Source organism: Pseudomonas sp. AC532, from assembly GCF_979258965.1.
In genome coordinates this window covers 518,749-530,908 of record NZ_OZ409888.1, presented here as the reverse complement: position 1 = coordinate 530,908, position 12,160 = coordinate 518,749, and the positions used below count along the sequence as shown (strand labels likewise).

Annotated in this window: 10 protein-coding genes; 3 read left to right on the top strand and 7 right to left on the bottom strand. The window is 63.3% G+C overall.

The window, feature by feature from the left end:
* Positions 1 to 20: 20 nt before the first annotated feature.
* From ACZ0AV_RS02540 to gloB, 7 genes are all read right to left on the bottom strand, one after another.
* Entirely contained in the window at positions 21 to 1,640 is a 1,620-nt protein-coding gene (locus ACZ0AV_RS02540; protein ID WP_499149586.1) for an ABC transporter ATP-binding protein, read from the bottom strand.
* 1 nt (position 1,641) lies between these two features.
* Positions 1,642 to 2,661, bottom strand: a complete 1,020-nt coding sequence (locus tag ACZ0AV_RS02535; protein ID WP_499149585.1) for an ABC transporter permease — start codon at positions 2,659 to 2,661, stop codon at positions 1,642 to 1,644.
* Between the two features lies 1 nt (position 2,662).
* Positions 2,663 to 3,751: a microcin C ABC transporter permease YejB gene (locus tag ACZ0AV_RS02530; protein WP_499149584.1), complete on the bottom strand. Its 1,089-nt coding sequence runs from the start codon at positions 3,749 to 3,751 to the stop codon at positions 2,663 to 2,665.
* Positions 3,752 to 5,602: an extracellular solute-binding protein gene (locus tag ACZ0AV_RS02525; protein ID WP_499149583.1), complete on the bottom strand. Its 1,851-nt coding sequence runs from the start codon at positions 5,600 to 5,602 to the stop codon at positions 3,752 to 3,754.
* Positions 5,599 to 7,431, bottom strand: a complete 1,833-nt coding sequence (locus ACZ0AV_RS02520) for an extracellular solute-binding protein (RefSeq protein WP_499149582.1) — start codon at positions 7,429 to 7,431, stop codon at positions 5,599 to 5,601. Before ACZ0AV_RS02520 ends, ACZ0AV_RS02525 begins: the two co-directional genes overlap by 4 nt.
* Before the next feature lie 106 nt (positions 7,432 to 7,537).
* A complete protein-coding gene (locus ACZ0AV_RS02515) occupies positions 7,538 to 9,094 on the bottom strand; it encodes a LysM peptidoglycan-binding domain-containing protein (protein ID WP_499149581.1) in 1,557 nt (518 codons plus the stop codon).
* A 99-nt stretch (positions 9,095 to 9,193) separates the two neighbouring features.
* On the bottom strand, positions 9,194 to 9,967 hold the full coding sequence (gene gloB / locus ACZ0AV_RS02510) for a hydroxyacylglutathione hydrolase (protein WP_499153270.1): 774 nt from the start codon (positions 9,965 to 9,967) through the stop codon (positions 9,194 to 9,196).
* 88 nt (positions 9,968 to 10,055) lie between these two features.
* Between gloB and ACZ0AV_RS02505 the strand changes: the two genes are divergently transcribed.
* From ACZ0AV_RS02505 to dnaQ, 3 genes are read left to right on the top strand one after another with little or no spacing between them, the layout of a single operon-like run.
* Positions 10,056 to 10,817 (top strand): class I SAM-dependent methyltransferase, encoded by a 762-nt coding sequence (locus tag ACZ0AV_RS02505; RefSeq protein ID WP_499149580.1) that lies wholly within the window; start codon positions 10,056 to 10,058, stop codon positions 10,815 to 10,817.
* Between the two features lie 47 nt (positions 10,818 to 10,864).
* Positions 10,865 to 11,317 carry a ribonuclease HI gene (gene rnhA / locus ACZ0AV_RS02500; protein ID WP_499149579.1) on the top strand — a complete coding sequence of 151 codons (453 nt, stop codon included), beginning with the start codon at positions 10,865 to 10,867 and terminating at the stop codon, positions 11,315 to 11,317.
* A complete protein-coding gene (gene dnaQ / locus ACZ0AV_RS02495; protein WP_499149578.1) occupies positions 11,310 to 12,062 on the top strand; it encodes a DNA polymerase III subunit epsilon in 753 nt (250 codons plus the stop codon). Before rnhA ends, dnaQ begins: the two co-directional genes overlap by 8 nt.
* Positions 12,063 to 12,160 lie beyond the last annotated feature (98 nt).

Here is a 12,160-nt window from a genome sequence, read left to right as displayed (position 1 = left end):
TTTTCATATCGTCATCGCGGTTACGCGCGCTGCGCTGGTGCCGGTGACAGGAACGCCGCTTCCAGCAGTTGCTGGGTGTAGGGGTGCTGAGGAGCCTGGAAGATAGACTGGGCGTCGCCCTGTTCGACCACCTGGCCCTGCTTGACCACCATCAACTGATGGCTCAGCGCCCGCACTACGGCCAGGTCATGGCTGATGAACAGGTAGGTCAGGTTGTACTTGGTCTGCAGTGAGCGCAGCAGTTCGACCACCTGTCGCTGCACGGTGCGGTCGAGGGCCGAGGTCGGCTCGTCCAGCAGAATCAGCGCGGGCTTGAGCACCAGGGCGCGGGCGATGGCGATGCGTTGCCGCTGGCCACCGGAGAATTCATGGGGGTAGCGGTGCCGGCTCTCGGGATCGAGGCCAACTTCCAGAAGCGCATCGACGATCGCCTGTTCCTGTTCCGCCTCGCTGCCCATGCCGTGGATGCGCAGGCCCTCACCGACGATCATGCCCACCGTCATGCGCGGGCTGAGGCTGCCGAACGGATCCTGGAACACCACCTGCATTTCCCGGCGCAGTGGGCGTACCTCACCTTGCGACATGGCGCCCAGCTGGTGCTCGCCAAAGCGGATACCGCCCTGGCTGCCGATCAGGCGCAGGATCGCCAGGCCCAGGGTGGATTTCCCCGAGCCGCTTTCGCCGACGATGCCGAGGGTCTGGCCGCGCTGCAGGCTGAAGTTGATGCCATCCACGGCTTTGACGTGATCGACCGTGCGGCGCAGCAAGCCTTTCTTGATCGGGAACCAGACGCGCAGGTCTTCGACCCGCAGCAAGGTATCGGCGTCTTCGCTGGCGACCGGCTCGCCGTCCGGCTCGGCGGCCAGCAGTTCGCGGGTGTAGGGGTGCTGGGGAGTATTGAACAGGGTCTCGCAGTCCGCCTGCTCGACCAGCTCGCCGTTCTGCATCACGCACACGCGTTGAGCGATACGGCGTACCAGCTTGAGGTCATGGGTGATGATCAGCATGGCCATGCCCAGGCGCGCCTGCAGCTCCTTGAGCAGCTCGAGGATCTTCAATTGCACCGTCACGTCCAGCGCCGTGGTCGGTTCGTCGGCGATCAGCAGCTCCGGCTCGTTGGCCAGGGCCATGGCGATCATCACCCGCTGGCGTTGCCCGCCGGACAGCTCGTGGGGCAGGGCCTTGAGGCGCTTGTGCGGCTCGGGGATGCCGACCAGTTCGAGCAGCTCCAGGGTGCGCTGGGTAGCGGCCTTGCCGCGCAGGCCCTTGTGCAGGGCGAGCACCTCGTTGATCTGTTTTTCGATGTTGTGCAGCGGGTTCAGCGAGGTCATCGGCTCCTGGAAGACCATGGCGATGCGGTTGCCACGGATGCCACGCAGTTTGCGTTCAGGCAGTTTGAGCAGGTCCTGGCCATCGTAGTTGATCGTGCCGCTGGGATGCTGGGCGAGGGGGTAGGGCAGCAGGCGCAGGATCGAGTGGGCGGTGACCGACTTGCCGGAGCCACTTTCGCCAACCAGGGCCAGGGTTTCACCGCGGCGGATGTCGAAGCTGATGTGGTTGACCACCTGGCGGTGGCTGTCACCACTGACGAAGGCGACGGAGAGGTCGCGGATTTCGACGAGGTTATCAGGGTGGCTCATGTCATTTCCTCGGGTCGAACGCATCGCGAGCCGCCTCGCCGATAAACACCAGCAGGCTCAACATGATGGCCAGTACGGCGAAGGCACTGATACCCAGCCACGGCGCTTGCAGGTTGGACTTGCCCTGGGCGACCAGCTCACCGAGCGACGGCGAACCGGCCGGCAGGCCGAAGCCCAGGAAGTCCAGGGCGGTAAGGGTGCCGATGGCGCCCGTGACGATGAACGGCAGGAAGGTCATGGTCGACACCATGGCGTTGGGCAGGATGTGCCGGAACATGATGGCGCCGTTACGCATGCCCAGTGCGCGAGCGGCACGCACGTATTCCAGGTTGCGGCCACGCAGGAACTCGGCGCGCACCACATCCACCAGGCTCATCCAGGAGAACAGCAGCATCAGGCCCAGCAGCCACCAGAAGTTCGGTTGCACGAAGCTGGCCAGGATGATCAGCAGGTACAGCACCGGCAGGCCGGACCAGACTTCCAGGATGCGTTGCCCGGTCAGGTCCACCCAGCCGCCATAGAAGCCCTGTAAGGCGCCGGCGGTGACGCCGATCACCGAGCTGGCCAGGGTCAGTGCCAGGGCGAACAACACGGAAATGCGGAAGCCATAGATGACCCGCGCCAGCACGTCGCGACCCTGGTCGTCGGTACCCAGCCAGTTGTCAGCCGACGGCGGCGCTGGTGCGGGTACCTTGAGGTCGTAATTGATGCTGGAGTAGCTGTATGGAATCGGCGGCCAGACCATCCAGCCGTCCTTTTTCGCGATCAAGTCCTGGATGTACGGGCTCTTGTAGTTGGCCTGCAGCGGGAACTCGCCACCGAAGGTGGTTTCCGGGTAGCGCTTGATTACCGGGAAATACAGCTCGCCGTCATAGCTGACGACCAGGGGCTTGTCGTTGGCGATGAATTCCGCGCCCAGGGTCACGAAGAACAGGGCAAGGAAGATCCACAATGACCACCAGCCGCGCTTGTGCGCCTTGAAGCGCTCGAAGCGGCGTTGGTTGAGCGGGGAAAATGCCATGTCAGGCCTCCCTGCTTTCGAAGTCGATCCGTGGATCGACCAGGGTGTAAGTGATGTCGCCGATCAGTTTCACGACCAGTCCCAGCAAGGTGAAGATGAACAGGGTGCCGAACACCACCGGATAATCACGGTTGATGGCCGCCTCGAAGCTCAGCAGGCCGAGCCCGTCGAGGGAGAAGATCACCTCGATCAGCAGGGAGCCGGTGAAGAAGATGCCGATGAACGCCGCCGGGAAGCCGGCGATGATCAGCAGCATGGCGTTGCGAAACACATGGCCGTAGAGCACGCGGGTGTTGCTCAGGCCCTTGGCGCGCGCGGTGGTCACGTACTGCTTGTTGATCTCGTCGAGAAAGCTGTTCTTGGTGAGCAGGGTGAGTGTGGCGAAGTTGCCGATCACCAGCGCGGTGACGGGTAAGGCCAGGTGCCAGAAGTAGTCGAGGATCTTGCCGCCCAGGCTCAACTGCTCGAAGTTGCTGGACGTCAGGCCGCGCAGCGGGAACCAGTCCCAATAGCTGCCGCCGGCGAACAGCACGATCAGCAGGATGGCGAACAGGAACGCCGGAATCGCGTAGCCGATGATGATGGCCGAGCTGGTCCACACGTCGAAGGCGCTGCCATGCCGGGTGGCCTTGGCGATACCCAGCGGGATGGACACCAGGTACATGATCAGCGTGCTCCATAATCCCAGGGAAATGGACACGGGCATCTTTTCCATGATCAGGTCGATCACCTTGGCGTCGCGAAAGAAGCTTTCGCCGAAATCCAGCTGGGCGTAATTCTTGAGCATGATCCAGAAGCGTTCTGGCGCCGACTTGTCGAAACCGTACATCTTCTCGATTTCGGCGATCAGTTCCGGGTCGAGGCCCTGGGCGCCGCGGTAGTTGGAACCGGCGGTGGCGACTTCGCCGCCACCGCCGCCGGAGATGCGCCCGGTAGCACCGCCGGATGCGGCATCGAAACCTTCGAGTTTGGCGATCATCTGCTCGACCGGACCGCCCGGCGCGGCCTGGATGATCACGAAGTTGATCACCAGGATGCCGAACAGAGTCGGGATGATCAGCAGCAGGCGCCGCAGGATATAGGCCAGCATCTAGCGTTCTTCCTGCTTGGCGGTGGGCGTGTCTTGCGGCGTGATCACTTCACCGACCGGTTTTTCCTGCCACCAGGTCATCAGGCCGTAGTCGTACAGCGGCGATTTTTCCGGGTGGCCAAAGCGTTTCCAGTAAGCCACGCGGTAGGCATCGACATAGTAGTTGGGCACCACGTAGTTGCCCCACAGCAGAACGCGATCCAGGGCTCGCGTATGAGTGATCAGCGATTCGCGCGAGTCGGCGCGGATCAGCCCGTCGACCAGTTGGTCGATGGCCGGATCGCGCAGGCCGATGAGGTTGCGGCTGCCGGGGTTATCGGCGCTGCTGGAATGCCAGAACTCGCGTTGCTCGTTACCCGGCGAGCTGGATTGCGGCCAGATCGCCGAGGTCATGTCGAAATCCCTGGAACGCAGGCGATTGATGTATTGGGAGACGTCGACGCGGCGAATCTGCAGCTCGATGCCCAGTTCGGCGAGGTTGCGCTTGAAGGGCAGAATCACCCGTTCCAGGTTGGCCTGGGTATTGAGGAACTCGAAAACCAGTGGGTTGCCCTGGGCGTCGACCATCTTGTCGTTTTCGATTCGATAGCCCGCTTCGGTGAGCAACTGGTACGCCTTGCGCGCCTGATCACGGATGATGCCGGTGCCGTCGCTGACCGGAGGGCTGAAGGTCTCGGTGAACACCCTGTCGGGGATCTTGCCACGCAGCGGTTCCAGCAGCTTCAGCTCGGCTGCGCTGGGCAGCCCGGTGGCAGCCATTTCCGAGTTCTCGAAATAGCTGTGGGTGCGCTTGTAGGCGCCGTAGAAAAGCTGCCGGTTGGCCCATTCGAAGTCGAACAGCAGGGCTATGGCTTCGCGCACGCGCGCGTCCTGGAACATTGGCTTGCGAAGGTTGAACACGAAACCTTGCATGCCAGCCGGGTTGCGGTTGGGGAAGGCTTCCTGCACGAAGCGCCCGGCACGCAGGGCGGGGGAGTTGTAGCCGGTGGCCCAGTCCTTGGCCGAGTACTCGAGGTTGACGTCGAACTGGCCGGCCTTGAAGGCTTCCAGCGCTACGGCCATGTCGCGGAAATACTCGATGCGGATTTCATCGAAGTTGTATTGCCCGCGCGCCACGGGCAGGTCCTTGGCCCACCAGTCCTTGACGCGCTCGAAGCGAATCGAGCTGTTTGGCGAGAACCCGGCGATCCGGTACGGCCCGCTGCCCAGCGGTACTTCCAGGCTGCCGCGGGAGAAGTCGCGGCCCTCCCACCAATGCTTTGGCAGCACCTGCAACTGGCCGAGAATCAGCGGCAGTTCGCGGTTGCCGGCGTGCTTGAAGCTGAACCGAACGGTGCGCGGGTTCTCGGCGACTACCTCGGCGACGTCCGCGTAGTAGTGGCGGTACATGGGGTCGCCATGTTCGAGCAGGGCGTTGAAGGTGAAGATCACGTCCTCGGCGGTGACCGGCTTGCCATCGTGGAAGCGCGCCTTGGGGTTGAGAAAAAAACGCACGTAACTGTTGTCGGGTGCCTTTTCGACCTTCTCGGCGAGCAACCCGTATTCGGTGAAGGGCTCGTCCGGAGAATGGTAGGTGAGCGTGTCGTAGATCAGCCCGATGCGATCGGCCGCGTTGCCCTTGGGGATGAACGGGTTGAAGCTGTCGAAGCCATTGAGGCCCGGCAGGCGCAGGACGCCGCCCTTGGGGGCATCCGGGTTCACATAGTCGAAATGCTTGAAGTTGGCCGGGTATTTGGGCGGCTCGCCGTAGAGCGTCAGCGCATGCTGGGGGGCGGCCTGGGTGAGGCTGGCGAGGCCGAGCAGCAACAGGGCGCTGCCCTGCATCAGGAATGAGCGCAGTGGATGCGTCATTGGGCGTTCTCCGTGGTTTTCAGCCACCAGGTGCGCAGGCCCAGGGTGTAGGGCGGCGTGGTGACGAAGGCAAAGCGGTTGCGGTACGCCAGGCGGTGATAGTCGATGTACCAGTTGGGGATGGTGTAGTACTGCCACAGCAGCACGCGATCGATGGCGCGGGTCGCGGCCACCTGTTCGTCGCGGCTGCGGGCAGAGAGCAACTTTTCCAGCAGGGCGTCGACGACGGGGTCGTTGACGCCTGCGTAATTCTTGCCGCCTTTCACACTGGCCTGGCTGGAATGGAAGTACAGCGACTGTTCCAGGCCAGGGCTGAGGGTTTGCGGCAGGGTCAGCAATATCATGTCGAATTCGAACTGATCCAGACGCTGCTTGTACTGGGCGCGATCCACGGTGCGCAGATTGGCCTGGATGCCAATGCTCGCGAGGTTCTCGGTGAACGGCTGGAGGATGCGCTCGAGGTTGGGATTGACCAACAGGATCTCGAAGCGCAGCGCCTCGCCCTGATCGTTCAGCAAACGCTGACCCGAGGGCTTCCAGCCGGCATCGGCCAATAGACCAAGGGCTCGGCGCAAGGTTTCCCGGGGGATGCCGCGGCCATCGGTGACCGGCATCTGAAACGGCTCATTGAACAGCGCGGGTGGCAGTTGAGCCCGAAACCCTGACAACAGCAGCCACTCCGCGCCTTCTGGTTTGCCTTTGGCGGAAAATTCGCTGTTGGGGTAGTAACTGGCGGCTCGGGTATAGGACCCATTGAACAGGCTGCGGTTGGTCCATTCGAAATCGAACATCAGGCCCAGGGCTTCGCGAACCCGTGCATCCGCAAATGTATTGCGCCGGCTGTTCATGAACAGCGCCTGCGTCTGGGTGGGGATCTGGTGGGGAATTTCGGCGCGCACCACATCGCCGCGGGTGACCGCCGGAAAGCGATAGTTATTGGCCCAGTTCTTCGCCTGCTGTTCGATGTACAGATCGAATTCACCAGCCTTGAAGGCTTCGAAGGCGACGTGGCTGTCGCGGTAGAAGTCCACCTCGACGCGATCAAAGTTGTATTTGCCGCGATTGACCGGCAAGGCGGCGCCCCACCAGTCGCCGACTCTCTCGAAGCTCAGGCTGCGCCCCGGGTTGACCCGGGTGATGCGGTAAGGCCCGCTGCCCAAAGGTGGCTCGAAGGTGGTGGCCTTGAAGTCGCGGTCCTTCCAGTAATGCTGCGGCAGCACCGGCAGTTCGCCTAGGCGCAGGATCAGCAGCGGATTGTTGGCGCGCTTGAGGACGAAGCGCACCCGGTGGCGATTGAGGATGTCGACCCGCTTTACTTCCTGCAGGTTGGTGCGGTACTGCGGATGGCCTTCCTTGAGCAGCAGCCGGTAGGAAAACGCCACGTCGTAGGCGGTAATCGGCTTGCCGTCATGGAAGCGTGCCTCCGGGCGCAGATTGAACACCACCCAGCTGCGGTCTTCGGCGTATTCGACGGACTGGGCGATCAGCCCGTAGCTGGACGCGGGTTCGTCACCAGAGGGGTCGTACAGCCCGGTGCCGACCATCAGCGGCTCGTTCAGCTCGGTCACGCCGTATTGCAGGAAATTGGCCGTGGCGACCGGGCTGGTGCCCTTGAAGGTGTAGGGGTTGAGGGTATCGAAACTGCCCGCGGCCATGATCCGCAGGGTGCCGCCTTTGGGCGCCTCGGGATTGACCCAGTCGAAGTGGGTGAAGCTGGCGGGATACTTGAGCGTGCCGAACTGCGCATAGCCGTGGCTTTCGCTGAGCGTAGCCAGGGCCGGGAAGCTGGTGGCCAGGCCGAAAAACAGCGAGAGTAGGGGGCGTCTCAAGTGCAATATCCGATCCGCAGCGGCAACATCTCTGTACAGTAACAGCTTGTCTGTACAGGAAAAAGGCCGGCTCCAGCCGCGTGCATCAAGAGTGTTGCAATGAACTTCAGTCAGGCAGACGCAGCGTCAGCACCTGGCCCGGCTTCAGCGCCTTGCCGGTTCGTGGATTCCAGCTCTGCAGGTTCTTCATCTGCACGTTGAAACGCTTGGCGATCAGGTGCAGCGAGTCACCCTTGCGGACCTTGTAATAGGTCACGTCATCGCGCTCCAGGCGGGCCACGGCCTGGTTGCCGGTCGCGCCCTGCAGCTTGAGGGGCTGGCCAACACGCAGGGCGTTGCCCTTGAGCGCGTTCCAGCGCCGCAGATCGGTTACCGACACCTTGTGCGCCTGGGCGATCTGCCACAGGTTGTCGCCGTTGCGCACGGTGTAGCTACGCGAAGCGACAGCGGTGTTGGCGGTGCGCGGTGGCGTCGAGTCCGGCAGCGGCTGCGCAGTGCTCGGCAGATTGAGGTGCTGACCAACCCGCAGGGTATTGCCGGCGATCTGGTTGAGCTCCTTGATGCTCGCCACGCTGAGCTCGTAGCGGTTGGCAATGCCGTGCAGGTTATCGCCAGGGCGCACCACATATTCCTGCCAGTTCTGCAGGTCTGCGGGTTTGAGGGTCGACAGGTTGGCTGTGAGCAGTTCGACCTTTTCGGTCGGCACCAGCAGGTGCTGCGGGCCGTCCATGGTGATGCGTTTCTTGAAAGCAGGGTTGAGCAGGTACAGCTCGTCTTCGTCCACTTCGGCCAGCGCGGCGATACGCGACAGGTCCATGCGCTGCTTGAGTTCCACTTGCTCGAAGTAGGGCTCGTTGGCGATCGGGCTCAGGCTTACGCCGTAGGCACTGGGCGCCATGATCACCTGAGACAGCGCAAGCAGCTTGGGAACGTAATTCTGGGTTTCCTGGGGCAGCGACAGGTTCCAGTAGTCGGTTGGCAGGCCGAGCTTCTGGTTGCGCTCGATAGCGCGGCTCACCCGACCTTCGCCCGCGTTGTATGCGGCCAGTGCCAGCAGCCAGTCGCCGTTGAACATCTCATGCAGGCGCGCCAGGTAATCCATGGCGGCCTGGGTGGAGGCGGTGACGTCGCGCCGGCCGTCATACCAGCGCGTTTGACGCAGGTTGAAGCTGCGCCCGGTGGACGGGATGAATTGCCACAGCCCCACGGCATCCGCCGGGGAATAGGCAAAGGGGTTGTAGGCGCTTTCGATCATGGGCAGCAGCGCCAGCTCCATCGGCATGTTGCGCTCCTGCAGGCGCTCGACGATGTAGTGGATGTAGGGGCTGCTGCGCTCGCCGGATTTCTCCACGAACGACGGGTTGCTGGCGAACCACAGACGCTGCTGCTCGATGCGGGGGTTGACGCCGATGGCGTCCTGCAATTGATAGCCCGAGCGAACGCGCTCCCAGATATCCCTGGGCTGATCGGCCTGAGCCGAGGCATTGATCCACAGCGGCTGTTGCGGCGTTCTGCCACTCAGATCAACCGCCGGGGCGGCGTCCAGGGAACGTTGGTCAAGGCTCTGGCAGCCGCTGAGCACGGCGCAGATGGCCACGGCGAGCGCCGGGTAGCGCAAGGCCAATGCCTTTGAATTCAAGGAGCTGCAGGGGTTCGAAGGCATTGGTTGATGGGGGCGTCCTGGATCGAAAGTCGGGGGATTCTAGAAACCGATCCAGGGGTGGTCAAGTTTTGACCAGGATTTTGCGGCCTGGTCGGCGCTTCAGAAGTGATCCTTCCAGGCCCGCAGCGCCGTGAAAACCTCGGTCTCACTGCGCATGGCACGTCCTTCTCGGCTGGCGATCATTTCTTTAACCGATGTTTCGGCGGTGCGCAGAAACGGGTTGGTCGCGCGCTCCAGTGCGAGCGCCGACGGCAGGCTGATGCGGCCCTGTTCGCGCCACTTACTGACCTGTTGCAGGCGCCCGGCAATCGCCTGATTGGCAGGCTCCACGGCGTGGGCGAAGCGCAGATTGCTCAGGGTGTACTCGTGGGCGCAGTAGATGAGGGTGGCGTCCGGCAGTGCTGCCAGGCGCTGCAGCGATTGATGCATTTGCGCAGGCGTACCTTCGAACAGGCGACCGCAGCCGGCGGCGAACAGCGTGTCGCCGCAGAACAGCCAGTGATGCTCGGGCTGGTAGAAGGCGATGTGGCCGAGGGTATGGCCCGGGACGTCGACCACCTCCAAGGCCAGGCCCAGCACCGCGATGCGGTCGCCATCGGCCAGCGCCTGATCACGCCCGGGAATGGTCTCGCTGGCCGGACCGTAGACCCGCGCGCCGGTTTCGCGGCGCAGCTGTTCGACGCCGCCCACGTGATCGTTATGGTGATGGGTGATCAGAATGTCGCTCAAGGTCCAACCCGCATGGGCCCGCAGCCAGGCCTGCACGGGCGCTGCGTCACCGGGGTCGATTACCGCGACACGTCGGTGCTGCGCGTCCTGCAGCAGCCAGATGTAGTTGTCGGAGAATGCGCTGAGGGCTTCGATCTTGATCATCAGGTGGTCGCCAAGCAGGGGACAAAGGTGCATCTTAGGTGTCATTGTTGAAGATGGCTATGCAGGTACTGTCCATGAGCATGACCCGATGAGCGATACCCCCTTTGCCCAGGCTGACGCCGATTGGCTGCAGTTGATCGGCGCTGCCCGAGAATGGTTCACCAGCCCCTTGGGGCGCTTGCTGCTGGAGCAGGAGCAGCGCCTGCTGGATGAAGAACTGGCACGTTTCTTCGGCGGCTACCTGGTGCACTACGGGCCGTGTGCCGAGACCTCCATCGAGACGCAGCAGATCCAGCGCAGCGTGCGCCTGGGCGCGCCGTTCGCGGGCGTCGAGATCGTCTGCGAGGAGCAGTCCTGGCCGCTGGTCGAACACGCCGCCGATGTGGTGGTGCTGCAGCATGGCCTGGACTTCTGCCAGTCGCCCCACGGGTTACTGCGCGAGGCCGCTCGCAGCGTGCGCCCGGGCGGCCACCTGCTGGTGGTCGGTATCAACCCGATGAGCGCCTGGGGCGCACGGCACCTGTTCGCCCATGACATCCTCCATGACGCGCGCTGCATCGCCCCCGGGCGTCTCGGCGACTGGCTCAACCTGCTCGGCTTCGCGCTGGAGAAACGGCGCTTCGGATGTTATCGTCCGCCGCTTGCTTCCGCTGCCTGGCAGGCCCGGCTTGCTCCTCTCGAACGCTGGGGCGGCGCCTGGCAGTCGCCGGGTGGCGGTTTCTACGTATTGGTGGCGCGCAAGCTGGTGGTCGGCCTGCGCCCCCTGCGCCAGTCCCGTCGCGAACCGATGGGCAAACTGGTGCCCATGCCGGTCGCCAAGGTCAGCCGCCGCGACAGCGAGGCGTCCTGATCCTGCAACCGCTCTATCGTAATGTGACCATCGATCGAAGGCGCTGAATGTCCGAACAAGTTGAGCTATACACCGACGGTGCCTGCAAGGGTAATCCTGGCGTCGGTGGCTGGGGTGCATTGCTGGTATTCCAGGGTGTTGAGAAGGAACTGTGGGGCGGCGAGGCCGTGACCACCAATAACCGCATGGAACTGATGGGCGCGATTCGCGGCCTGGCCGAACTGAAGCGTCCCTGCGATGTACGCCTGGTCACCGACTCCCAGTACGTCATGAAGGGCATCCAGGAATGGATGCCCAACTGGAAGAAGCGTGGCTGGAAAACGGCCGCCAAGGAACCGGTCAAGAACGCCGACCTGTGGCAACAACTGGATGAGCAGGTCAACCGCCATAACGTGACCTGGCAGTGGGTGCGCGGCCACATCGGCCACCCCGGCAACGAGCGCGCGGACCAACTGGCCAACCGTGGCGTGGAAGAAATCAGGAGCATGAAGCGTGCGTAGAGTCGTACTGGATACTGAAACCACCGGTATGCCGGTCAGCGATGGTCACCGGGTCATCGAAATCGGCTGTGTCGAGGTCGAAGGGCGTCGCCTGACCGGGCGGCATTTCCATGTGTATCTTCAGCCCGATCGTGATATCGATGAAGGCGCGATCGCCGTTCACGGCATCACCAGCGAAGACCTCAAGGACAAACCGCGCTTCAAGGACGTTGCCGACGAGTTCTACGAGTTCATCAAGGGCGCGCAACTGATCATCCACAACGCGCCGTTCGACGTGGGCTTTCTCGCCAACGAGTTCTCGCTGATCGGCCAGCACGAGCGCGCGGACCTCGCCTCGTATTGCGACGTGCTGGACAGCCTGCAAATGGCCCGCGAGCGCCACCCGGGGCAGCGCAACAGCCTCGATGCGCTGTGCAAACGCTATGGCGTCGACAACTCCGGCCGGGAGCTGCATGGCGCCTTGCTCGACTCGGAGATTCTTGCCGACGTCTACCTGGCGATGACCGGTGGGCAGACCAACCTGTCGCTGGCCGGCGATGGCTCGGAAGGCGACGGCAATGGCCGTCAGCAGCCAACGCCAATTCGCCGCCTGCCGGCTGATCGCCCGCGGGGCATGGTGATCGCCGCCAGCGCCGATGACCTGGCCGCGCACGCCGCGCGTATGGCGGCAATCGAGAAGGCCGCCGGCGCGCCCGCGCTGTGGGCGCAAATGGACGTGGCGGAGCAGGGCAGTTCCGCTTCCTGAGCGGCCAATTGCGACCTTTTCGTACAGCTCCACCTGCGAGGGGTTCCGTCCTTTCCGGCGAGCCTCTACCCTGAGGATACAGCGGGCCGCCCCGCATG